The organism is Clostridium weizhouense, assembly GCF_019431045.1.
Taxonomy (GTDB): Bacteria; Bacillota; Clostridia; order Clostridiales; family Clostridiaceae; genus Clostridium; species Clostridium weizhouense.
Map to the genome: position 1 here is coordinate 48,426 of NZ_JAHXPT010000013.1, position 25,122 is coordinate 73,547.

Genomic DNA, 25,122 nt, shown 5'->3' on the forward strand with positions numbered 1-25,122 from the left:
TATATTAAAAAATTAGGTTTCGAGCTATTACAATATTAAAAAATTAAATTCTAATGGAGGAATGAGAATGTTTGAGCCAATTTTAGTTGTAAATGATAAAAAGGATACATTAGTAGAAACAATAAATGCAGATAATATTATAAAAGTTTTAATTTCAGTAAATCCAGTTTATAGCTGGCTTGAAGATAACATATGTAGTATTAGTTATAAGCTGTTAAAAGGATTTGTAACTAATATAATTCCATTAAGGAATGCAGGAAAAGAGTATTTTAAAGTAATTGTTAATAAGAGAGTTGGATTTAAAGGAGAGCTATGGAAGTTGTATAACCGTTTAGATAAAGATAATAGAGAAGGTAATCTAAAAATAAAATCATACTTTGAGCTAATGGGGTTAGGGTATGATGGAGAGTTTTTAGGTGGAAGGTGTCCAATAGATGACATCATTAAGTATTTAGATAATTAAAATAGATAAGGAGATAGACGGATGAAAGAAGAAAATACACTAGAAGAAATATTAGCTACAATAGCAGATATAATACTAGATTATATAGATAAAAACAGATGTACCAATGGAGAGATTGGAGGTAATAAAAATTAGATTCAGATATATATTATTTACTTGGTAAAAGCTTAGATAATTAAATTGATGGAGGAAGTAAAATTATGTTAAGAAGTTTAAATAACAATGTAGAAACTAAAAAGAAGGTTGCGATTTATGTAAGTCCTTATGGTAAACAAAATGACAAAGAATGTTATAGCAATGAGGAACAAGAAAGGTTAATAAGAGAGTATTGTATTAATAATAACTTGGAAGTCTATAAATGCTATTCAGATAATTTAAGTGAAACAAGCTTTCTGAATAACAAACCTTCACTAGAAGAATTATTAAATGACTCAAAAGATAAAAAGTTTGATAAGTTAGTAACTTTTAAGCTTAAATGCTTAGGTACAAAGCTGGAAAATGTGCTGAAAATAATCAGCATTACTCATAAAAACAATATAACTTTAAATTCATATTCAGAACCATTTGAAACAGATACACCATCAGGAAAAATGCAGTTTGAAATGATGAAGATGATAATAGAGTTTCAAAAAGAATTTGATAATTAAATATAAATTTATAATGGTGTTAAGAAAGTCAGTATTTCTATAACACCATTATTTTAATTAAATTAATGGAGGAGTAGCTATGGGATTTATAACTTTAACTAATGATATAACTAAGGAGCAAATAAGAAAGCGAGTAGCAATTTATTGTAGAGTTTCAACACTTGAACAGGCTGAGGAAGGATATAGTATAGATGAACAGCAAAGATTATTAATAGAATGGTGTGAAAAGAACGGATATATTGTATATAAGTGTTATTCGGATAGAGGAATTAGTGGTAAAAATATTAAAGATAGACAGGCATTAAAGGACTTACTTAGTGAGGCAGAAGAAAAGAAGTTTGATATGGTGATTTCATGGAAGATTAATCGTATAAGTAGAAGGTTAGCTGATGCATTAAAAATAGTTGATTTATTAGAGAAAAATAATATAACTTTTAAGTCTTATTCAGAACCTTTTGAAACTGATACACCAGCTGGAAAAATGCAGTTTCAAATGATGGCATTAGTTGGGGAATTTGAAAGAACTACAATAGCACAGAATGTAAAGATGGGGATGTGTGCTAAAGCTAAATCGGGAGAATGGTGTGGAGGAAGAGTTTTAGGGTATGATTTAGTACAAATAGAAGCATTGGAAGGAGCTAAAAGAAGAAAGACGAAGCTAACTATAAACAAAAATGAGGCTGAAATAGTAAAGATTATTTTTAATGAATATGCTAGTGGTAAAGGATACAAAGCTATTACAGGTCAATTAAATAAGTTGCAGTATAAAACTAAAAAAGGAAATAATTTTTCAGTAAGTTCAATAAAAGATATTATAACTAATCCTGTTTATATAGGTAAGGTAAGATATAATGTAAGACAAAATTGGTCTGAAAAGAGAAGGAGAAATATAAATGCTAATCCAATAATAGTTGATGGAGTACATGATGCTATAATAGATATAGAGCTGTGGGATAAGGTTCAAATTGTACTAGCAAGTAAGGTCGGAAAGCCATCAAGAATCTACGATGGAGAATACCCACTAACAGGAATACTAAAGTGTCCTAAGTGTGGAGCTGGAATGGTAATAATGAGGACTACAAATAAGTTAGCAGATGGAACAAAGAAAAGAATAGCCTACTATGCTTGTGGTAATTGGAAGAACAAAGGGACAGCAGTTTGTAATTCTAATACGATAAGAGTTGATAAGGCAAATGACTATGTTTTTGGCAAGATTTCAGAACTATTTTCCAATGAAAAAATGATTAAAGCTATAGTAGGCAATGTTAATAGAGAAAGAACTAAAAAAATAAATCCAGCTAAGAAAGAGCTAGAAAGTATTGATAAGGAGCTAGAAAAATTAGATAAAAAGAAGAAGAAAATATTTGAAGCTTACGAAGATGAAATAATAACTAGAGATGAGTTTTTAACGAGAAAAGAAGAGTTAAATAGTAGAGTTAAGGTTCTTGAAGAACAGAAAGCTCCACTAGTAGTTACATTATCAGATGATGTAAGCGAAGAGATACCATATGAGTTTATAAAGAGTATATTAGAGAATTTTAGTAAAGTATTAATGGAAAGTGAAAGTAGAGAACAAAAGAAGAAATTATTGCACATGATAATATCAGCGATTTCAATAAATGAGTTAAGGGAAATAGAATCAATAAAACTAAGAATAAATGATAGTTTAGTAGAATATTTAAGTAAGGAAGAAGGTGTATCTGTAAAGGGTACTCCTTCTTCTTTTATTTTAAGGAATGTTGGATTGAATGTGTTGAATTTAGATATTGCTATATAAAAATTATTGGGGTTTGTGGGATATTTAGTAAGATGATATAATTAACTAAACGTATTTATAAAGGGTGAATAATACAATTAATGGGAGGCAAAAGAGAGATGAATCAAAATAATTTTACATTATACTATCCGACTATTGAATTTAGAAATCCTATGTGGCTTTGGTGTGCAGCTATACTATGGGATAAAGTTTATCGTATTGTTCCATCGGGGTATATCCCTAAAGATTCTGATAACATAAGAGAGCTAATAGAATGTAGTGACTTCATCAAGCCAATAGACCCTAAACAATATTCTAAAACTTCAATTGAAGGATTTATGGAGTTTATGAATGATGAAAAGAAGGCGTGGGCATGTGCATTAGAAACAGCAAGATATAAGAATGATAAATATATAAATATGCATAAGGATAAAGTTGATGTAAAGTTAAGAAAAATGATTTTATCTAAAAATATAAATAGTAAAGAGTGGTTAGGGGTTAATGAAGATATTGCGTCATTATATATGTTATATTTAGCTGGAGTTATTGCAGACAAAAATAATCTTGTACTATCAACAGATAGTTCAGAAGCGTGGTGTGGAAGAAATTTCTTTCAATATGAAGGGAAAATAGATTCAGAATGTTTAGATGATGACTTAACAGCTTTAAGTGCAGTAACCATTAGTGGAATAATACCTAATAGTATTATAAATATATCACCAAAAGAGTTAATAAAGTTCAGAAATAATTCTGGTGATGAAAGAAAAAATTTTTATCAAAGTATTAGTGACTTGAATAATGCATTAAGTAGTTGTTGTGATAAGCAAATAATTGCTGATATTTTAAATGAACATATAGTGAAAATTAAGAATTCAAAAAAAGAATATAAAAAGAGAATGAGGGATATAAAAGTATCTGGTTTTTTAGGCGTGAGAACAGCTGTTATTCCTATAGCTATTCCTGTAATTGAATCAATTAAGACAATTTCTGAACCGATGAAAAACAAATTAAATTTACTAGGGGTTGGTATTGGAATTGCTGGAGCTTGTTTTGACATAAATAGGTCAATTGCGAAAGAAAAAAAGAATCATGAATGCAACTATCTTTTAGAATTACAACGTAGAGTAATAAATCCTAATTTCGGATATCAGAGGTTAGATGATAGTAACATCCATATAGGATATCATAATTTATTGAATTATGAGTTAAATCATTTTATTTATGATTAAATTAATCATCATTATTAGAATCTAGGGGGATACGATTATGGGTAGAAAGTTTTATTTAGATACAAATGCTATATATACATTAGCTAATAAACTAGAACGCTTAGCTAAGATGGATAATGTTTTCATATCTGTTTTAGGAATTCAAGAGATATTATCACGTGCTAGTGATGAAAAGTGTTTTAATAAAAGAAAAGCATTGATAACTAAAATAGTAGAAAGTAAAATGAAGTTTTATCCATATATTCCATCGGAGTGTATTGCAATGGCATTTAAACTAGATATCTCTGATTTGGAATTTGTTGAAGCGCAAAAAGAAGAATTTTATAAAAAAATAAGTTTACTGTTAAGCAGTAATAGTTATGAAAGTTACATTAAAGGTCTTGAAAATATCGGTATAGATGAAAAAGAAGTTTTATCAGATTTAAAGGACAGAAAGAAAAAAATATCAATAAAACTTAATGAGAATTTTAAAGAAATGAAAATGCAATTTAAGGAATCTGAAGGAAAAACTGTGGAAATAGATATAGATAATATTATTGTAGATGATAATTCCTTAAAGAAAAGGCAAAATAGTTACATTAAAGAGTATCTAATCCCTTTTCTTAATAATATTAAAATTGAGTATACTAATGAGGATGTAGACGAGTTATGTGATAATTATTGCGGAGAATTAACAGCATTTTTGTTAGGTCAATCAATGTATGGATTTGGTAGAAGTTATTATGGTCAGTTAGCACAAATGAATGATTACTTAGATATACAACATTTACTATACTTAAGAGGAGAAGATGATGTTATTGTAACAGATGATAAGATTTTCCAAAAATCAACTATACTTAATCAAAGAATAAGTGTTGAGGAGTTTATAAAAGAAGTAGGAATATAATAAAATTAGTTGAGTATAATAAAAACCGCACTTACTACTGATACGGAGAACCGTACCATAAGTAAGTGAGGTTTTTAGTCTTAGGGATTGAAATGACGTGCTTAAGGCTGCTTTTTAATTTTATTCTAAAGTGAAGCACTAGTCTTTGGTGGATAGGTGCTTTTTCTCTTTTCCATTAAGTTCTATATTAGTTGAAAAGTTTTGCCTACACTTGTTTTTACTAAATGAATAAGCAGAGAAAGTTACTGTGATAAATTTATTTTGAAAAACATATTGACTCTCACGTTGCGTGATAGTGTATATTGATATTAAAAGGAGATGATGATATGAATACTCTTAATAAGTATATTAAACCCTTATTAAAGATGTTTTAAATACAACAGGTTTTGATAATATCTCAGCTTACCTTTGGGGTGATGAGCTTGCACAGCTACAAGGATTTTTTCCTCAAGGAATGCCTTATTGTGCAGGTTATGCCTGTGGTTATCATATGATAAAGAATTATCTAAAAAAAACAGGGAAATCAATTGTAGAAGCTACATTAACACCAGCAAGTGATATTTTGAAGGAAATAGAGGTTTTTTGGAATGAAGAGTCAGCTTAAAACTGTAAATGAAATAGTAAAGCTAACAGGTATTACTGTTAGAGCATTACATTATTATGATGAAATAAATCTACTAAAGCCATCAGATAATACTGAGGCGGGATATCGACTTTATAGCAATGAAGATATTGAAACATTACATCAAATAATGTTTTTAAAAGAAATTGGATTTGAACTAAAACAGATAAAAGATATTATTCACAATCCTGAGTTTGATAAGACAGAAGCTTTAAAAAACATAAAGAAATATTGATTCTCAAGAAGAAACGTATTGAAAAATTAATAAAACTTGTAGATTCTAAATTAGAAGGTAAGTCAAACTTAAGCTTTTCAGAATTTGATGAATCAAGTATTATTGCTAAACAAAAAGAATATCATGAGGAAGTTGAGAGACGTTTTAAAAACACACAGGCTTATAGTGAATTTGAAGACAAACAATCTAAGCGCAACAATAAATTACCTAATATTGATAAAAAAGCAAGGGAAATTTTCGGAGAGATTGCAGAGTGCATGGAATTATCTCCAAGTTGTAAAAAAGTTCAGCATCTTATTTCATTGTGGCAAAATTATATTAAAGAAAATTTTTTTAATTGCACTAATGAAATCTTGCAGTGTTTAGGATTGATGTATGTAGAGGATGAACGATTTAAGACATATATCAATAGTATTTGTGATGATTTAGCTCAGTATATAAATGAGGCTATCAACTTCTATTTTAAAAGTAAGACAAGGGAATAATAATTTATTAATAAGTATAAAAATTATATTATTAGATATAATTTAAAAGAATATTTAGATTTTGGAAAATATTTTAGTATATGTAATGTGCTTTATGATGATGAAATAATTTAAGAAAAGTTCTAACTAGAAATGTATATGAGTACTGCTAAAAATCAGAATATCTATAAATGAATGTATGATTTTTGAAATGTAAAGTTAGTATAAAGTATTGACATTGATAAAAAGAAATGATACGGTAAATACATACCGAACGAAAGTATGTAAAGGAGATTGAAATGGCAAGAAATAAAAATCCAGAGATTACAATAAATCGTATATTAGATACTTCGATGGACTTATTTTTAAAAAAAGGCTATGATAATACAACTATTCAAGATATCGTAGATGAGTTAGGGGATTTAAGTAAGGGTGCAATTTATCATCATTTTAAATCAAAAGAAGAAATAATGGAAGCTGTAATACCTAGAATTTATAAAGGTTCTGACGAAGATATTTTAGAGTCAGAAAAAATTAATTATGAAAATGGGTTAGATAAGCTAAAAAAAATATTACTTAAATCTTTAAAAAATCCAGCTCAAGAAAGAATTATTAAAGCTGCACCTAATTTAATGAAAAATCCAAGAATTTTAACACAACAGATTTTTGATGTTGTAGAAAAAATAGTACCAAATGTGATAGAGCCTATTATTAGAGAAGGTATTAATGATGGTTCTATAAATACTAATAATCCAAAAGAACTTGCAGAAAGTTTTATTATATTGATGAATGTATGGATGAATCCATCTGTATTCTTTGTGAACAAAGAAGAATTTAGACAAAAATTTGAATTTTTAAAAGAGTTATTATTAGGTTTAGGTATGCCAATATTAGATGAAGAATTCTTTAAATTAATGGAACAGTATCGTAGTATAATTGAAAAGAGTAAAAAGTAACTGCCTGTATGGCAGTTTAATTTTAAAACTTTACATACCGCATGAATGTATCTAAAGATATTTATTAGGAGGAAAATATGGAAAATAAAATAAAACTTTTAAACAAAAACTTTACATTAATGGTCATAGGACAAATAATATCTCTTTTTGGGAATGCAATTTTAAGATTTGCTTTACCATTATATCTCTTAGAAAAAACAGGATCAGCTACATTGTTTGGATTAGTATCAGCTTGCTCATTTATTCCTATGATTTTACTGACTCCATTTGGTGGAATCATAGCTGATAGAGTAAATAAGAAATATGTTATGGTTGCATTAGATTTCGTTACAGCATTAGTAATGATTGGTTTTACAATTTTTATAGGAAGTACAAATTTAGTATTCTTGATAATTATAACGTTAATGATCTTATATGGAATTCAGGGAGCATATCAACCATCGGTACAAGCTAGCTTACCTTTTTTATTAGATAGAGAAGATTTATTAAAGGGAAATGCAATTATTAATCAAGTTAGTGCTTTAGCTAACTTAATTGGACCAATAATAGGTGGCCTTTTATATGGATTATATGGATTAACACAAATATTAATAGCAAGTATAATTTGTTTTATAGTAGCAATAGTTATAGAAATGATTATGAAAATACCGTATATAAAAAATGAAACTACAGATAGTGTAATTTCAATAGTAAAGGATGATATAAAAACTAGTATAAGGTTTATCGTTAAAGAAAAACCAGTGTTATTTAGAACTATTATTATAATTTCACTTTTTAATTTAGTTTTAACTTCAATGATAATAATAGGAATACCAGTAATTATTACAACTACATTGAACATGTCGAGTCAAGCTTATGGATTAACACAAGGGGTTATAGCGTTAGGTGGTTTATTTGGAGGTGTTTTAACAGGGGTATTAGTTAAAAAGTTACAGATATCTAATAGTTATATAATACTACTTTTTGATATATTAGCCTTAATTCCTATTGGATTAACTCTTATGTTTGAAGTACAAGCTACTATATCATATATTGTTATAACTGCTAGTTGTTTCTTTATTATGATTGTATCTACTATATTTAGTATTCAGATGATAGCTTTTATACAAGGTGAAACACCAAGACATTTAATAGGAAAGGTAATTTCAATTTGTTTAGCCATAGGAATGTGTGCACAACCAATAGGACAATTAATATATGGATATCTTTTTGAAGCATTAAAGAATAATATTTCATTAATAATTTTTGGATCATTTTTAGCAGGGGTAATAATTGTATTTATATCAAAAAAAGTTTTCAATAAATTAAATATAGAGGAATTAAATTAAGTTTAAAGAGAGGGATTAATAGATGCAAAAAAGATTAAGAATAATAAACTATACCATAATTAAAATATTTAATATTTTAATAGGAGTACCATTAGTGTTTGCAGTAACATTAGTAATTTTATCAATATGTTTAGTGGATTTAATACTTTTATTACTACCAGTTTTTTTTATATGTAATATATTTTTTCAATATATAGTTGTTATAGTTAGTCAAAATAATTTAGGAATACAATTTATATTTACTATTATAGGAACAGTAATGGGATATTATTTACAAAGAATATTAAAAATATATGTTCCTAAATGGTTTAAGGAAGTAGGGATGTATATAAATAAAAGTTTTACTTTTTATTATTAAAAAATTATGATTAAAACTTGAATTTGCAATTAATTATGAAGTACTTATACGTAAGAATAAAGCTGTAGATTCTTATTATCTAAATTTATAAGATGTAGAAATTGAAGAGAAAATCATAAATAATAAAGTTTAATACAAGCATATAGACTGTATGTAAAATTAGTGATAAAATGTATAAAAATAGGGGGTGTGAGAATGAAAATAAAAAGAATGCTTATGTTAATAATAATTACAATTTTTATTATGCCAACTTCGGCATTTGCAGATACTCAGAGCAAAAATATTAATGTATCTTTTAATGAAATTAATATTAAGGTTAATGGAGTTGATTTTAAAGGCGATAACATGGTATACAATGATATTATATACTTGCCAATAGGTGATCTTTCAAAACTATTAGACTTATCTGTGTATTACTATAAACCTACAAATACAATATACATGGGATGTCTACCTGCTGGAAATATTGCTGAATCTTGTAAATTATATGATGAACCTAAAGATGTAATTCAAAAAGGATTAAATAATATCGATGTAGCATTTAATAATGTTAATATTAAAGTCCATGGAGAAACGGTTAATGCTATGACTATATCATATAAAAATACAACCTTTGTTTCTTTAAAGGCAGCATGTGAAATATTGAATATTGGTGTTAAATATGATGTATCTACATTAACTGCATATGTAGGGGGACAGGCTAACTTAAATAACGTGACTTATAATAGCTATCAAAATGGTTTTTCAGATAATCAAAAAAATTTATATGCTGAACCAGCGACTGGAGATATGCAAGGATGGCAAAAAATTAGAGGACATGAATATGAGGGGATTGTTGAGATTTATTATCAATTAAATAGAAATATCCAAAGTATAAAAGTAAAAGATATAAGAAATGTTGATTTAAATAAAATTGTTGAATGGGTAGATGATAATGGTATAAAGAGATATAATTCTGTAGGAGATATATATCAAATGTTTTATCATTTTGGTTCATATTCAACAGAATGGTTTGATAAAAAATTTGGTGATTTATATACAGAGTGGCTAATAGTAGAATCTATAAATGCCGAAAAAATTGTATCAGATTATTTAGGAATGACAGGACAAAATCAAAGACAAAATAATATAACACTTACTCCAGATGCTAAATTTAAAACTATAGAGTAATAAAAAAGAAAAATGTGAGTACTAAAGATATGATAAAACATTGAAAAATATATAAAAAACAGTCAAAAGATGAAGTTAAGAATTGATAAAAAAATATATATTAATAAAAAAATTACTTACTTAATTGTAGGTAATTTTTTTATATTATCTGTGAACTTCAGTTACATTTAATCCATAATAGATATCTTCAAATCCCTTTTTATTTATTTCTTGTGATAATTGAATTATTATAAATGATAAGATAAGAATGGAAAGAATCATTATCATATGGGCTCAATTTTATTTATGAAATAAGAATGAGGTTCTATGTAGTATATAGAGTTGATAAAATATGTATAGAAAAAAGATTGGAGGAATTATTTATGACAAGAGATATTTTAAATGCATAGCAGAGGCTATTGCATTATTATAAAAATATGATGAAATAGTCTTTGCAAATCCTAAAACTTGAATGACTAGGAGGAGCAAAATGAGCTATTTTAAAAAATATCAATGGGAATTAATACCTGAAAACTTACCAAGAGTAAAAAGAAATTGTCCTAAATGTAATGAAAAAACACATTATATAAATAGTGAAAAATTTAGAGTAAATGCAAATAAAAATAATATTGATATTTGGCTAATTTATCAATGTGAAAAATGTAAATCAACTTGGAATATGACAATATATGAAAGAATAAAGCCTTGTGATATTAATAAATATGAGTATGAAAAATTTTTTTCTAATGATAAAGAGTTAGCTAGAAAATATGCTTTTAATTTAGGCATATATAATAAAAATAAAGCTGAAGTTAATTTACAAAATGTAAATTATAAATTAATTCAAAAGAAATTAGATGGATATTATATAAATGAAAATGAATTTGTTATTAAAATTGTTTGTAAGTATCCAATAGAATTGAGAGTAGATAAGCTTTTAAGTGATAAACTTAGACTTTCAAGAAGTAAAATAAAAAATATGCATAAAAAAGGAATAATATTCATTAATGATGATAAAAATTCATTAAATATAAAAGTAAGAGATGGAATGGAGATACATGTTTTAAAGGTAGTAGAGAATATAGAAATTTTAGAAGCTATTATAGTATAAGCCGTTTCATCAACTTGTATGATTAAAATTACAATCTAGCAGGTTTAGTCTAGTATAATAAATAACTTGAAATTGTTAGACATATATTGGTTATATATATATTATAATTATATATATAAGGTGCAAGTTATAGTAACTATTGCTCTTATGAAGTAAATTTTAAAGAAATTATACAATTGCAGTTAAGAAAGGGGCATAGTTTTTATGAGAAAATATGTTATTTATGCATAGCAGAGGCTATTGCATAACAGTTAATGATTGAAATATATAAGTTCCAATAAAGTTTGTTTATTAATATAAATCTTAGAATATTTATAAATGATATTAATTATCACTATAGTGAGGAACTTATATAGAAAATTTATGATATATATGCTTCTAACTAGAGATTATTAATTTTCTATAAAAATTATATAAAAGATCATAAATGTAATAACTTAATTAGAACATATATATATAATAGTCTTTGCTCAATCCTAAAATTAAAATTATATTTAGGAGGAGCATATAGTGAGCTATGCAAACGCAAGGGATATTTTCCCTAATGAAATATTAGAAATAATTCAAAACTACGTGGACGGTGAATATATTTATATACCTAGGAAAGAAGAAAATAAAATTGCATGGGGTGAACTATCCCAGAGCAAAAAGGAACTTTTGAATAGAAACACAAAGATATATGAAGATTATTTAAAAGGAATGTCAACACATAGTCTTTCAGAAATATATTATTTGTCACCTAAAACTATACAAAGGATTATTTTAGAAAAAAAGAAGATGAGATAACATAAAGTGTGCTACTTAATTTGTTTTTAGGTGGCGCATTTTTGTTTAAGAATTAAGTATGAGGTTGTCATTAAAAAGAAAAAGCTAATGTTTCCAAATTTATCACATGCGTAAGTTGAGTTAAAAGTGTATTATTAATGAATACCTATAAATAAGGAAATTTTGCTTAATTAATTTATTACCAATCAATGTAAATAAAAGATTACTATAATATATATAGTTTCTTTTATAAATAATAAATTTAGAATACTGTACATTTACAAAAGGTAGAATGTATTGTATAATCACATAAATGGTAATAATTATCATTTTATAAAATTGAGTTGATGGAGGGAGTTATGAAAAGTTTAAAAGGAACAAAAACTGCGGAAAATTTAATGAAATCATTTGCTGGAGAAAGCCAAGCTAGAACAAGATATACATATTATGCAAGTATAGCAAAAAAGCAAGGCTATGTTCAAATTTCAAATATATTTATGGAAACTGCTGAGCAGGAAAAGGAACATGCTAAAAAGTTTTATAAATTTTTAAAGCAAGATTTTAAAGATGAAGTTATTGAGATAACAGCATCATATCCAGTATCATTCCATGAGGATACACTATTAAATTTAAAAGCTGCTGCTGCTGGTGAAAATGAAGAGTGGACAGACTTATATCCAGAGTTTGCAAAAATAGCAAGAGAAGAAGGATTTGAAGTAATTGCTGTGACTTTTGAAAGAATTTCTGAAGTTGAGAAAAGACATGAGGCTAGATATTTAAAATTAGCTAAAAATATTGAAGAAAATTCAGTATTTAAAAAAGAAGAATCTGTATTATGGAAATGTTTAAATTGTGGGTATATATATGAAGGTGTAGAAGCACCTATTAGTTGTCCAGCTTGTGCACACCCTCAAGGATATTTTGAAGTATTTGTAGAAAATTATTAATATATATTATAAAAGTTATTGGATAGACATCCGTATAGGAGGTTTATCCTTTTTTCTTTAAACATTATTTCTAATTCTAAGTAGTTACGAAGTAAATTATACGGTTGTTTATGAATCGAATATAATAAATATATTATATATAGTCTTGTATAAATTATGGCCAATAACGAAAGTAATTGGCCATGTAAAATCTTTTGAAATTTTCTACTATCTACTTAACAGGAAGTAGCTTACTTTTAATGTTTACTACTTTTCTTTATTAAGTTATATAAATTAAATTAAATCAAATCATTTAAGCCATTAACTGTAGTTTGTTCATCCTCATTAATAGGAATAACTATGCATTTTTGACCATCAATTATTTGAGATTTTATTTGAGGGATTTTTTCAGGTTTTACTTGAAGTATAACATCATAGCTAGAAGTAACATTATTATCTTCTGAATTTGTATCTTCAGATTCTTCTAAAATCATATTATCATCATTAAGTTCTGTAGAAAGATCAGTTTCATTATCTACAGCAACCTCTTGTTTAACTTCCTCAAGCCTAGATTGTAGTATTTCTACCTGCTTTGCGAGGTGTTCTTCTTTTTTTCTTTGAGCACTTGCTTTAAGTATTTTTGAGTCAATTAAATGCTCTGCTAAAGGGAGATCTTCACCAAAATTTTCTACATAAGATTTTTCAATTTTAGTAGTAGCTTCTTCAGGGACTCCGCTTTCTGTTAAAATATTTTGTATATCTTTTTGTTTTAATATTATAGGTTCACCATCTGTATCATCATATATTTCATTATATTCATCTATCATAGTATTTAGATTTTCTTGTATTTCCATAAAAATTTTCTCAGCTTTTTTTTCATCATCACTAATAGAATCTTTAATAATTGTTTGGAAAGCTTCTTTTTGTATAGTAGCAGTCTGTTTTGAAGAACAACCTAAAGCATTTTCCATTAATTCAGGATGTGGGTCCTTTGCATTTTTAGTGTAATACATCACAGAGTTAACATCTGAACTACGATCAATAAAAGCAGGAAATACAAAGCCAAGGGTTGGAGCATTCACTACCCAATCTCTAATACGTGCTTTTATTTTCTTTTCTTCTTCAAAGTATCTAAGTCCAGGTTCTGAAAGTGAAACAGGGCATAGAGCACATAAAATATACTCATATACTTCTTCAGATTCATCTATTTTAGCATTATCCTTAGTCTTAGTGATAACATCATAGGCATCATGAAAGACTAGTATTAAAAAATTACCAGTATAATCATAAGCATCTATAATAGAGTTATAAAAATCTTCAAGTAGTACATCATCTTTCAATTGACTTTTTTTTAGTTGCATAAGAGAAAGTTGTTTCTCATTTTCAAGATTTTCATTAAGTGGAAAGTTAAGCTCTAAAATATTATTACCAATAGTTCCAGATAGGACTTTTTTAGCAATTTCTAAATACTTAAAGTATTCGTCCTCATCTAAATTTAAAAAGGTTTCTCTAAAATTTAAAAGGATATTTTTTTCACCATTAACATAGCAACCACACATTTTAGTGAAGGTGCAATGGTCCTTCTTTAAACGCTTTTTTAACTCAAGTAAATCTTTTTTCTTCATATATAAACCTCTCAATCTAATATCTCTATTTGTAGGTATTACTTAACATACTATTATTAAGTATAGTATGTTTTTTATATTAATTAAAGATTTTATTAAGTAAATTTATTTACTCACAATAAGAAAAAAATATAATATATGTAAAATTATGATATAATTTATTAAATAAAAAAGAATATTTATGAAATCACTTGGAGGTAAAAGAATGATTATAAGAAAAGCGAATATAGAAGATTGGGAAAAATATCTTCAAATGTTAAAACAATTAGATACTGAAACAAAAAATATGATGTTTGAGCCAGGTGAAAGAAGAACAAATGTTGAACAAATTAAAGGAAGAATTGCTACTATGAATGGAGAAAATGGCATTATATTTTTAATAGAAGATGAAAACAAAATAGGTGGTTTTTTAGCAGCACAAAGAGGAATTCCAAATAGAATACGTCATAGTGCATATATAGTTATTGGTATGCTTAAGGAATATAGAGGAAAGAAATTTGGAACAAAATTATTTGAAGAAGTTGAAAAGTGGGCTTTAGAAAATCATATTACAAGATTAGAGTTAACAGTTGTAAAAAATAATAAAGCTGCTATTAAGCTATATGAAAAAAGTGGATTTAAAATTGAGGGATTAAAAGAAAAATCAATGATTATTGATGGAAATTATGTAGATGAGTATTATATGGGTAAGATTATATAATAATGAGAATTAATTATATTACCTAATAAACTTGATCAATAAATTAATCTAACAAATATATTTTATCTTTATTTTTTTTGTTTATAACAGGAAGTTTATCAATTTAAACGATTATTATAGCATTAATAAAGTTTATCTATGTATTTTAAAATTTAAAGAATTATCTAACTGTACCATAAATAAACTTTAAATATTCAAACTACTAAATTGAGTTTTGCTATATGAGCAAAAACATTACAATCTAAAAAGATTTTAATATTAGCATTTATAATGTATAATATATGTAAATAAGTTAAAAAGAGGGGAAAGAGAATGTGTATTAAAAAATATATTTTTAGTTTGTTTATCATAGTTGCAATGTTTTTTTCAATGAATCCAATTACTGCATTTGCAGATTCACCAGTAACATCTACTGATTTTTACAAAGCTTATATTGATATTGATATGGTAAAAACAGCTAAAGAAAAAGGCGTTATAGATGAAGAAATAGCTAATTACTTGTATTCAAGCAAAAATCCTATTGATGTTAAAGCAGCAGTTATTAATGCATTGGGTTGGAAATTCGAGGGTAAAAACAATGCAGAAAATTATGTTAAGCTAATGTATTCAAGTGATATAGATAAATTAGATATAGATTCATTATCTGGAGATGAAATTTTTTGCATAAGCTATATGATGGCTTTAGATGATTATTTTCATGTTGATAAGGCATTGTTATTAATGGAAAAAGCCTATGAAAAAAATAATACTAATTTTACAATTGCACTAATTCAAAGTATTTTAAAAGGACAAGCTAGTATTGAAAATGGTAATTGGGGACTGATTTGGGTTAATACAAAGAATGTTTTAAATGATAAAACACTTGTAAAAGATATGAAACAAGAAGCAATAGATAGTATAGTAGAATATATGAAATTATATAAAGAATATTAATTTCAACTAAAAAGGTAGAGTTATTAATTTAAATCTACCTTTTTTAATTACATAAAAAACGATAAATTAAAATAATTAATAGAAAGTAATTGAAAATATTAAAAATAGGTGAAAATATGACAGAGATTTTTTATGCAATGGATCATGTACTTTTATTAGCTGATTATAATGATCCTGAAAGACATAAACATTTGGCAAAACATTTATTAATTAGTTTAGGGGAAGAGATTACTTGTTTCGTTGAAGATGAACAGGCTACTTGTAAAGGAATTATAATTTCTTCTAATGTACTTCATACAATTGAAAATAATGGTAATGATATTTTAGTGTATCTATTTGATGAAACAACAGATATAGCTAAAGAAATAGAAGAAAAATATTTACAAGATAATTTTTACTACGTTTTGAACTCATCTATTGTACAGGAAATTAAGATGATTTGGCAGAAGGATATGTTAAAGAGAAAAAATGATAAAGAAATACAAAAAAATTATTATAGTATTTATCAAAAAATATTAAGGGTGTGTAATTTAGATACATCCAAACCTTATGTTACAGATGAAAGAGTTAAAAAAGTATTGCTTTTGCTTGAAGATATGGAAGAAATCACAGAAGGTATAACAGATTATTTAGCAAAAAAGGTATTCTTATCTAAGAGTAGACTTTCTCATTTATTTAAGGAGGAAACAAGGATATCATTAAGTAGTTTTTTAGTTATTATGAAAATAGCAAAGACATATGAATATATATTGTTAGGTGAAAGTATTACAGAAGCATCTATAAAAGCTGGATTTAATAGCTCTTCTCATTTTGCTACAACTAACAAAAATATGTTTGGAATATCAGCAAGTGAATTTAGAAAAGACGTTAAAGTTATAAAGATAAAATAATTAAGAGGGTTTTAAAATAAATATATTAACACTAGAAATAATATTAATATATTTAATCAAATGGATTCTTTATGGATATATAATAATTAAATTTAATGAAGTTATAGTATTTTAAACTTAGCTATTATTTGGAAGTTTTATTTTCAAATAATAAATACAATAAAGGCATAGTCAACTTAAAAGGACTATGCCTTTAAAAATATTATAGGAGATGAGAAAAATGAAAAAAGACAAGATTACTTTTAATAAAGGAATATATTCTTTAAATAAAGAGCCAAATTTTAATTTTCAGTTAAATCGTATAGTAATGTGGAATGATGGAGATTTAGAAGAGATAAAAAGAATTGCTCACAAAATTAGAAATAGCGATACTTGGAAAAAAGAGCTGATAGATATAGGAAATAAAGCTGTTAATGAAGGGAGAATAAAAGAAGCTATTGCGTATTATAGAATGAGTGAATTTTTTATGTATGATAAAGATCCAGATAAAGTGAAGTATTATAAATTAGCTGTAGAGATGTTTTATGATTATTATAAAGAATATTTTGATGATAAAACTGTAATTAATTATCAAGTACCTTATGAAAATGTAATATTACCAGTATTATATACGAAAGCTGTAGGGAAAAAGAAAGACACTATTTTACTTCATGGAGGAAATGATTCTTATATGGAAGAACTATTTTTTGTAATGCTTTATTTTGCAGAGAATGGTTTTGACGTATATCTTTTTGAAGGCCCAGGACAAGGAGGAGTAATGCGTATTCAAGGAAAGCATTTTACTTATAAATGGGAAGAACCTGTAAAAACAATTATTGAATATCTTGACATTGATGATATTACTATAATAGGAGCATCTTTAGGGGGAATGTTGGCACCTAGAGCAGCAGCTTATGAAAAAAGAATTAAGAGAGTTATAGCATGGTCTATTTTTCCTAATTTCTTTTCAGTAGTATTAAGTAGGATGCCTTATGGAGAACAAAAAATAGTAAAGTTATTAATGAAGTTTCATGTAGCACCTATAATTAATTTACTTTTTAATTTATCGGCAAAAAAAGATGCTACGGTAGATTGGGGAATTAAGCATGGTATGTATGCTTATAATGCAAAATCTCCTTATGATTATGCAGTAAAGCTAAGTGAATTCCAAATAGAGAATATTGGACATTTAATTGATCAGGATGTATTAGTCATAGGGGCAAATAAGGATCATTTTATTAATTATAAAATTTTTAAGGATGAATTAGAATGTTTAAATAATATACATTCTTTAACTTTTCGTCTTTTTACAGATAAAGAAATTGCTTCTAATCACTGTAATATGGGAAATACAAAACTTACTTTAGATACTATGATTAATTGGATAGAACAGATTAAATAATTATATTAATTTTAGAAAAATAACATTTTTAATTTATCTGAAGCTTTAATTAATAAAAACACAGAAATTAAAATCGTTAACGGTTAGTGTTGATATTAAGTTTAAGATTCAGATTTTTTTATTATTGTTTATCATGTAGAATAATTTCTTTGCTATAAGTAAATAAGTATTTATATGTAATATTCAATAAAGTTTGTTCATTAATATAAATATTAAAATCTGTATAAATGATATTGTTCACCAGTATAGTGAGGCACTTATATAGTAAATTTATGATATATATGATTTAAAGTTTATATTGTTAATTAAAGATAATTTGTGGTATTTATAAGGTGGTAGACCAGTAATCTTTTAAAAAGAATATAAAGCTATTAATTTAATAAAAACATATATTAAAAAAAAATTGAAATTATTATTCAATGTTCTGAATATATTATTAATATAATAATTCAATGATATTTAAATATATGACTAGAAGGAGGGGAAGGTTAGGTCTTAAAAAGTGGATTATTAATAAATATTTTTGGAGGGGTAGCTTTGGGATTAAAAAAGCTTGAAAAGAAAAGGTTTACAAAACTATTTATACTTAGTTTAATAGTAGTGTTTTCTTTGTCTATAACTAAGGTAACATATGCTATAACTGGAACAGGTACAAGTACAGATCCATATTCAGTATCACAAGCTATGAAAAAACAAGATAATACATTAAAAACTGTTCAGGGGTATATAATTGGACAGCCAATATCTAATACTAAGGTTTTGACAAAAAGATATACTACTGATACTGCTATTGCAATTGCAGATAATGCAGAGGAAACTAAGACTTCAAATATGATTTATGTTAAACTCCCTACAAATTATCGAGACTCTTTTGGACTAAAAACAAATCCAAGTTTAAAAGGTACACAAATTAATGTTACAGGTTATTTGACTTCATATTTTTCACATGATGGATTAAAAGATATTGAGAGCATAACAAAAGTAAATTCCACAGATGTGAATATTTCAGATGATAATACTTCAGATGATAGCATTTCTGAAGACAACACTTCAGATGAGAGAATTGATGAAGATAATAGTGGAAATAATAGTGGAGATAATGAAGAAATAACTGAAGGAAGTAGGATTGAGACAACAACTTCATATGATTCTACGTATTATGAAAATGCTATTGGAAAGACAGGAACAGCTTTAAAATCATCACTTCATGAAATAATTGATAATAATAAAAAGTTATCATACGCTGCTGTTTGGGAAGCATTGATGGATACTGATGAAGATCCTAATCATAAAAATAATGTAATACTATTATATACAGGTCGTTCACAACCAAAAGCTACAAAAGGATCAGGTGTAGATAATTGGAATAGAGAACATGTTTGGGCAAAGTCACATGGTAATTTTGGAACTAAAGCAGGACCAGGAACAGACTTACATCATTTAAGACCAGCAGATGTCTCTGTAAACAGTACAAGAGGAAATTTAGATTTTGACAATGGTGGAGTGGCACATAGTGAAGCAACTTTATGTAAATATGATAATGATTCATGGGAGCCAAGAGACAGTGTAAAAGGTGATGTAGCTAGAATGTTGTTTTATATGGATGTAAGATACGAAGGTGATAATGGAGAAATAGATTTAGAATTAAATGATAAAGTTAACAATGGATTTAATCCATACTTTGGAAAATTAAGTACGTTGCTTAAATGGAATATGCAAGATCCCGTTGATGAATTTGAAAGAAGGAGAAATGAAATAATATATAAAAAATATCAGCACAACAGAAATCCATTTATTGATCATCCAGAATGGGTAAATCAAATATGGGGTTAAAATTAAAAAATTCTAAATATATGAATTTATATAATATCAGAATTAAAAAAATTATATAGAAAAAGCCAAATAGGCAGTAAAAATTATTTTAATAATAATATTAAATATAGAAGAGCTTATTTATAATTAGTAGCTTTCAATTCAAAATTGAAGTTACTATTTTTTTGAGGTTTTTTATAAATAATACTATAGAAAAATATATGAATTTCATTGACAAATAAAATAATTAAAAATATAATTAGTTAGAAATCTAACAAATAATAGGGGTGAAATAATGAATAATGAGAAACATATTGGGAAAGAAGTAGCTATTTTTGCTAATAGAATTGGTAGAAAAATAAGCAAAGAAGCTTCACAATATGGTTTAACAGGTGTTCAAGCCAGGATTCTTGGTTTTATATATCATAAGTCTAATAAAAAAGATATATTTCAAAAAGATTTAGAAGAAGAACTTGATATTAGACGTTCATCTGTAACTAGTGTTCTTAAACTGATGGAAAAGAATGAACTTATCAAAAGAGTAAGTGTCTGTGAAGATGCAAGACTTAAAAAGATAATCCTTACAGAAAAAGGCTTAGAAATTCAAGAAAAAGTATATGATTTTATCCTTAAATTTGAAAAATCTTTAAGAGATGAGTTACGTGAGGATGAAGTAGAAACCTTAATTAATTTAATTGATAGATTATCAAGAAAGATTGCTGATTAAATGCAATTTTTTGAATAATTAGTTAGAAATCTAACAAAAGGAGGAAAGTTATGATAAAAAAAATAGCAAAGTATGTAGCAGAATTTAAAAGAGATAGTATTATTACTCCTGTATATATTGTTTTAGAAGTAATAATGGAAACAATCATTCCATTGTTAATGGCATTAATCATTGACAATGGAGTAGGAAAAGGGGATATGAAGTATGTATGTATTATTGGAACAGTGATGATAGTAACAGCATTTTTATCTCTTACTTTTGGTGTATTAGGTGGGAAATATGCAGCTAGAGCATCTTCAGGTTTTGCTAGAAATTTAAGAAGGGGAATGTATTATAATATACAAAATTATTCTTTTTCTAATATAGATAAATATTCTACAGCAGGTCTTGTAACTAGATTAACTACAGATGTAACAAATGTTCAAAATGCATTTCAAATGATAATAAGAATATTTGTAAGAGCACCACTTATGCTGATTTTTGCCATGGCAATGTCATTTTATATTAATGCAAAATTATCTCTAATATTTTTAGGTGCAATAGTTTTTCTTGGAATCTTATTATATTTTATTATGACTAAAGCACATCCATATTTTTTAGAAGTTTTTAAAAGATATGATGATTTAAATGCTAGTGTACAAGAAAATTTGACTGGTATTCGTACAGTAAAGGCTTATGTAAGAGAAGATCATGAAATAAGTAAATTTTATAAAGCATCTGAAACAATATATAAATATTTTATAAGAGCTGAAAAATTAATTATACTTAATGCTCCTGCAATGCAGTTTACAATTTATAGTTGTGTTTTACTTTTATCTTGGCTTGGAGCAAAGGCTATAGTTTCAAATTCCATGACAACTGGAGAATTAATGAGTTTGTTTGCGTATACAACTAATATATTAATCAGTCTTATGATTATTTCTATGGTATTTGTAATGGTAATTATGTCAAAGTCATCTGCTGAAAGAATTATAGAGGTTTTAGATGAAAAAAGCGATTTAACAAATGTAGAGAATCCAGTTTATGAAGTAAAAGATGGTTCTATAACATTTGAGAATGTTAATTTTAGTTATAGTAAGAATATGGACAACTTAACTTTAGAAAATATAAACTTAAAAATTAATTCTGGTGAAACTATAGGTATCATTGGGGGAACAGGAAGTGCTAAATCTACTGTTGTTCAACTTATTCCAAGATTATATGATGTTACTCAAGGAAGTGTACAAGTTGGCGGAATTGATGTTAAAAAATATGATATAGAGACTCTTAGAAATGAAGTTTCGATGGTATTACAAAAGAATGTATTATTTTCTGGAACTATAAAGGAAAATTTAAGATGGGGAAATAAGAATGCTACTGATGAAGAATTAATTAAGGCATGTAAACAAGCACAAGCAGATGAATTTATAGAAAATTTCCCTGACCAATATGATACTTTTATAGAACAAGGTGGAACAAATGTATCTGGAGGGCAAAAACAAAGACTATGTATTGCAAGAGCTTTACTTAAAAAACCTAAAATATTAATTTTAGATGATTCTACTAGTGCAGTAGATACTAAAACTGATGCTCTTATTAGAAGGGCATTTAAAGAAACAATACCAGATACTACAAAAATTATTATTGCACAACGTATTTCTTCAGTTCAAGATGCAGATAAAATTATTGTATTAAATGATGGAAAGATAGATGGATTTGGAACTCATGAAGAGTTATTAAATTCAAATGATATATATATTGAAGTTTATGAATCTCAAGTGAAAGGAGCTGATAATAATGAGTCAAAGTAACACAAGAAGAATGAATAGACGAGGTGGACATGCAAATGTTAGTAAGGATTCTTTAAAAACATTAAAGAGATTATTATCTTATGTATTTAAAGGATATAAGTTTTTATTTTTTATTGTATTATTAACTATTATCATAAGTTCCCTTGCTAATGTTGTTGGTACATTATTTTTAAGAAATTTAATTGATGATTATATAACACCGCTTTTGAATAAATCCGGAGCAGATTTTGGACCATTACTTAAAATGGTAATCACTATGGCAGTAATTTATTATGTTGGAGTTTTATCAACATACATATATAGTCGTATAATGATTATAATTTCTCAAGGATCTCTTAAAAGAATAAGGGATGATATGTTTGCGCATATGGAAACTTTACCTATTAGTTTCTTTGATACAAATTCACATGGAGATTTAATGAGTTTATATACAAATGATACAGATTCATTAAGACAAATGATTAGTCAAGGTATACCACAACTATTATCAGCAATCATAACAGTTGTTAGTATATTTATTTCTATGATTTATTTAAGTTTACCACTAACAGGGATTGAAGTTTTAATTATACTTTTAATGTTTTATGTTACTAAATTTATTGGTAAAAAAAGCGGAAAATATTTTGGTCTTCAACAAAAAGATTTAGGTGCAGTAAATGGTTATATAGAAGAAATGATGGAAGGGCAAAAGGTTGTAAAAGTGTTTTGTCATGAAGAGGAAGCAAAAGTTAATTTTGATAAATTAAATGATATGCTTTTTAATAGTGCAAATAATGCAAATAAATATGCCAATGTTTTAATGCCTGTCATGGGTAACATTGGTTATATAAATTATGTATCTGTGTCTATTTTGGGATCTATTCTTGCTATTGGATCATTTGGTGGATTCACTATAGGAGGACTTGCATCATTTTTACAATTAACAAGAAGTTTTAGTCAAACAGTAAATCAAATGGCTCAACAATTTAATTTTGTTATTATGGCTTTAGCAGGAGCTGATCGTATCTTTAAACTTTTTGATGAAAAAAAAGAAATGGATGGAGGATATGTATCCTTAGTTAATGCAAAAGAAGATGAAAAGGGAGAATTAATAGAAGCAAAAGAACGTACTGGTATTTGGGGATGGAAACATCCACATGAAGATGGAACAGTTACTTATAAAAAACTCCTTGGAGATGTAGTATTTGATGATGTTGATTTTGGTTATAATGATGAAAAAATTATATTACATAATATAAAACTTTATGCAAAGCCAGGAGAAAAAATAGCTTTTGTAGGTGCTACAGGTGCAGGAAAAACTACTATTACTAATTTAATTAACCGTTTCTATGATATTCAGGATGGGAAAATAAGATATGATGGTATAAATATTAATAAAATTAAGAAAGCTGATTTAAGAAAGTCACTTGGAATTGTACTGCAAGATGCTCATTTATTTACTGGAACAGTTGCAGATAATATTAGATATGGAAAATTAGATGCAACGAATGAAGAAGTATATGCAGCCGCAAAACTTGCAAATGCAGATCAATTTATAAAACATCTGCCAAATGCATATGAAACAGTGCTTACAGGTGATGGAGGAAATTTATCGCAAGGGCAAAGACAATTATTAACAATTGCTAGAGCGGCTATTGCTGATCCACCAGTTTTAATATTAGATGAAGCGACATCTAGTATTGATACAAGAACAGAAGTTATTGTTCAAGATGGTATGGATAAACTTATGAAAGGAAGAACAGTTTTTGTAATTGCTCATAGGCTTTCTACAATTAAGAACTCTGATGTAATTATGGTATTAGATCAGGGAAGAATTATTGAAAGAGGAAATCATGATGATTTAATTAAACAAAAAGGTAAGTACTATCAACTTTATACAGGAGCTTTTGAATTATCTTAAAGAAATTTTATAAATATTAAAATTTAACTTTACTTCAAACATATTTATTTAATATACTATTTACAATAATCAGTTGTATATATATAATAGTACTATATTTTATAAAGATTAATATTGATAGTTACGTTGAAAGAGAAGAGTATATAGTAGTTGATTTAAAGCGAGTTAGGGATAGTGTAAGCCTAGTATTTGATTCTATAGAAGGAAGCTCCCGAGTTTAAACTGAAAACTTTATTGTGTAGTAGGTTTAGGGTATTCTCCCCATATAGAGATAGTGAGTGGATTAAGTTTACTTAATCAATTTAGGTGGTAACGCGGAATTAACTTTCGTCCTAATTTTTTAGGACGAAAGTTTTTTATATTTTACTATGTTTTAAGGCAAATTCAAAAAAAATAATAGACCAGTATGCTCGTCTATTTGATCTATTATTTTATTTCATGTGCCTAAGTGAATGTTTATACTAAAATA

The 25,122-nt window shown here is 26.5% G+C and carries 24 protein-coding genes and 1 other annotated feature; of the genes, 23 read left to right on the top strand and 1 reads right to left on the bottom strand.

Features of this window, described 5'->3' with window-relative positions; all coding sequences use genetic code 11:
- Positions 1–67 precede the first annotated feature (67 nt).
- The 15 genes from KYD98_RS14695 to rbr all read left to right on the top strand — a co-directional run bounded on the left by KYD98_RS14695 (position 68) and on the right by rbr (position 12,916).
- Positions 68–463, top strand: a complete 396-nt coding sequence (locus KYD98_RS14695; protein ID WP_219780808.1) for a hypothetical protein — start codon at positions 68–70, stop codon at positions 461–463.
- Positions 464–663: 200 nt separating this feature from the next.
- A complete protein-coding gene (locus tag KYD98_RS14700; RefSeq protein WP_219780809.1) occupies positions 664–1,110 on the top strand; it encodes a recombinase family protein in 447 nt (148 codons plus the stop codon).
- A 79-nt stretch (positions 1,111–1,189) separates the two neighbouring features.
- The gene (locus KYD98_RS14705) at positions 1,190–2,887 is read left to right on the top strand and encodes a recombinase family protein (protein ID WP_219780810.1); all 1,698 of its coding nucleotides are present in this window, start codon (positions 1,190–1,192) and stop codon (positions 2,885–2,887) included.
- Positions 2,888–2,985: 98 nt separating this feature from the next.
- A complete protein-coding gene (locus KYD98_RS14710; protein WP_219780811.1) occupies positions 2,986–4,095 on the top strand; it encodes a hypothetical protein in 1,110 nt (369 codons plus the stop codon).
- A gap of 37 nt (positions 4,096–4,132) precedes the next feature.
- On the top strand, positions 4,133–4,981 hold the full coding sequence (locus KYD98_RS14715; protein WP_219780812.1) for a hypothetical protein: 849 nt from the start codon (positions 4,133–4,135) through the stop codon (positions 4,979–4,981).
- Between the two features lie 394 nt (positions 4,982–5,375).
- Positions 5,376–5,585 carry a DUF2268 domain-containing putative Zn-dependent protease gene (locus KYD98_RS14720; RefSeq protein ID WP_373368740.1) on the top strand — a complete coding sequence of 70 codons (210 nt, stop codon included), beginning with the start codon at positions 5,376–5,378 and terminating at the stop codon, positions 5,583–5,585.
- A complete protein-coding gene (locus KYD98_RS18275) occupies positions 5,569–5,838 on the top strand; it encodes a MerR family transcriptional regulator (RefSeq protein WP_258049847.1) in 270 nt (89 codons plus the stop codon). The genes KYD98_RS14720 and KYD98_RS18275 overlap by 17 nt, the downstream gene beginning before the upstream one ends.
- Positions 5,835–6,323 (top strand): TipAS antibiotic-recognition domain-containing protein, encoded by a 489-nt coding sequence (locus KYD98_RS18280; RefSeq protein WP_258049848.1) that lies wholly within the window; start codon positions 5,835–5,837, stop codon positions 6,321–6,323. The genes KYD98_RS18275 and KYD98_RS18280 overlap by 4 nt, the downstream gene beginning before the upstream one ends.
- Before the next feature lie 278 nt (positions 6,324–6,601).
- Positions 6,602–7,258 carry a TetR/AcrR family transcriptional regulator gene (locus KYD98_RS14730; protein ID WP_219780813.1) on the top strand — a complete coding sequence of 219 codons (657 nt, stop codon included), beginning with the start codon at positions 6,602–6,604 and terminating at the stop codon, positions 7,256–7,258.
- A gap of 77 nt (positions 7,259–7,335) precedes the next feature.
- On the top strand, positions 7,336–8,586 hold the full coding sequence (locus KYD98_RS14735) for an MFS transporter (RefSeq protein ID WP_219780814.1): 1,251 nt from the start codon (positions 7,336–7,338) through the stop codon (positions 8,584–8,586).
- A gap of 22 nt (positions 8,587–8,608) precedes the next feature.
- A complete protein-coding gene (locus tag KYD98_RS14740) occupies positions 8,609–8,944 on the top strand; it encodes a hypothetical protein (protein ID WP_219780815.1) in 336 nt (111 codons plus the stop codon).
- A 195-nt stretch (positions 8,945–9,139) separates the two neighbouring features.
- Positions 9,140–10,114 carry a hypothetical protein gene (locus KYD98_RS14745; RefSeq protein ID WP_219780816.1) on the top strand — a complete coding sequence of 325 codons (975 nt, stop codon included), beginning with the start codon at positions 9,140–9,142 and terminating at the stop codon, positions 10,112–10,114.
- Between the two features lie 469 nt (positions 10,115–10,583).
- The gene (locus KYD98_RS14750; protein WP_219780817.1) at positions 10,584–11,204 is read left to right on the top strand and encodes a DUF1062 domain-containing protein; all 621 of its coding nucleotides are present in this window, start codon (positions 10,584–10,586) and stop codon (positions 11,202–11,204) included.
- 510 nt (positions 11,205–11,714) lie between these two features.
- Positions 11,715–11,990, top strand: a complete 276-nt coding sequence (locus KYD98_RS14755) for a CD3324 family protein (RefSeq protein ID WP_219780818.1) — start codon at positions 11,715–11,717, stop codon at positions 11,988–11,990.
- Between the two features lie 338 nt (positions 11,991–12,328).
- Complete coding sequence (gene rbr / locus KYD98_RS14760) at positions 12,329–12,916, top strand: rubrerythrin (RefSeq protein WP_219780819.1); 588 nt, start codon at positions 12,329–12,331, stop codon at positions 12,914–12,916.
- Between the two features lie 278 nt (positions 12,917–13,194).
- Here rbr and KYD98_RS14765 read toward each other — a convergent pair whose 3' ends face one another.
- Positions 13,195–14,520 carry a DUF4317 domain-containing protein gene (locus tag KYD98_RS14765; protein WP_219780820.1) on the bottom strand — a complete coding sequence of 442 codons (1,326 nt, stop codon included), beginning with the start codon at positions 14,518–14,520 and terminating at the stop codon, positions 13,195–13,197.
- A gap of 205 nt (positions 14,521–14,725) precedes the next feature.
- On the opposite strand from KYD98_RS14765, the gene KYD98_RS14770 reads away from it, so the two are divergent.
- The 8 genes from KYD98_RS14770 to KYD98_RS14805 all read left to right on the top strand — a co-directional run bounded on the left by KYD98_RS14770 (position 14,726) and on the right by KYD98_RS14805 (position 24,653).
- Entirely contained in the window at positions 14,726–15,220 is a 495-nt protein-coding gene (locus KYD98_RS14770; protein WP_219780821.1) for a GNAT family N-acetyltransferase, read from the top strand.
- Between the two features lie 312 nt (positions 15,221–15,532).
- Positions 15,533–16,153 carry a hypothetical protein gene (locus KYD98_RS14775; protein WP_258049850.1) on the top strand — a complete coding sequence of 207 codons (621 nt, stop codon included), beginning with the start codon at positions 15,533–15,535 and terminating at the stop codon, positions 16,151–16,153.
- 116 nt (positions 16,154–16,269) lie between these two features.
- Positions 16,270–17,043 (top strand): helix-turn-helix transcriptional regulator, encoded by a 774-nt coding sequence (locus KYD98_RS14780; protein WP_219780822.1) that lies wholly within the window; start codon positions 16,270–16,272, stop codon positions 17,041–17,043.
- A gap of 220 nt (positions 17,044–17,263) precedes the next feature.
- On the top strand, positions 17,264–18,424 hold the full coding sequence (locus KYD98_RS14785; protein ID WP_219780823.1) for an alpha/beta fold hydrolase: 1,161 nt from the start codon (positions 17,264–17,266) through the stop codon (positions 18,422–18,424).
- Between the two features lie 537 nt (positions 18,425–18,961).
- Entirely contained in the window at positions 18,962–20,257 is a 1,296-nt protein-coding gene (locus KYD98_RS14790) for an endonuclease (protein WP_219780824.1), read from the top strand.
- A gap of 274 nt (positions 20,258–20,531) precedes the next feature.
- On the top strand, positions 20,532–20,963 hold the full coding sequence (locus KYD98_RS14795; RefSeq protein ID WP_219780825.1) for a MarR family winged helix-turn-helix transcriptional regulator: 432 nt from the start codon (positions 20,532–20,534) through the stop codon (positions 20,961–20,963).
- Positions 20,964–21,013: 50 nt separating this feature from the next.
- Positions 21,014–22,753 carry an ABC transporter ATP-binding protein gene (locus tag KYD98_RS14800; protein ID WP_219780826.1) on the top strand — a complete coding sequence of 580 codons (1,740 nt, stop codon included), beginning with the start codon at positions 21,014–21,016 and terminating at the stop codon, positions 22,751–22,753.
- A 10-nt stretch (positions 22,754–22,763) separates the two neighbouring features.
- Positions 22,764–24,653: an ABC transporter ATP-binding protein gene (locus KYD98_RS14805; RefSeq protein ID WP_373368741.1), complete on the top strand. Its 1,890-nt coding sequence runs from the start codon at positions 22,764–22,766 to the stop codon at positions 24,651–24,653.
- A gap of 117 nt (positions 24,654–24,770) precedes the next feature.
- Positions 24,771–24,991 (top strand) — a binding site (T-box leader).
- Positions 24,992–25,122: the final 131 nt, after the last annotated feature.